Origin of the sequence: Stenotrophomonas sp. SrG (assembly GCF_050031795.1) — a bacterium.
Classification (GTDB): domain Bacteria; phylum Pseudomonadota; class Gammaproteobacteria; order Xanthomonadales; family Xanthomonadaceae; genus Stenotrophomonas; species Stenotrophomonas rhizophila_A.
In genome coordinates this window covers 1-251 of the sequence record NZ_JBNBBE010000595.1, presented here as the reverse complement: position 1 = coordinate 251, position 251 = coordinate 1, and the positions used below count along the sequence as shown (strand labels likewise).

General features: G+C 67.3%; 1 pseudogene. It reads right to left on the bottom strand.

Annotation, left to right across the window (positions count from 1 at the left end):
* Positions 1 to 137: 137 nt before the first annotated feature.
* Positions 138 to 251, bottom strand: a pseudogene (locus ACQG3P_RS20970) (methyltransferase); the annotation flags it as partial.

The window sequence follows — 251 nt, the reverse complement described above, 5'->3', positions numbered from 1 at the left end:
CGAGCAGCTTCCGGGTCAAGTCCAGCACCTGCTAGAGCAGGACGTCCGCATATGCTGGGTCTAATGTTGCCGCGCAGCATACCTCCCCCGGGTCTGGAACGCCTTAATCGGCGGATCCGTCGCAACCGGTCATGAGATCAACGGCCACGGCGTTCCAGGGCGGCGGCGTGGCCCGCCAGTGCGGGCGACAGCCAGCAGTGCGAACCGAGCGCGGTGAAGCCTACGGCCGTCAGCTGGCGGCGGTACCAGGC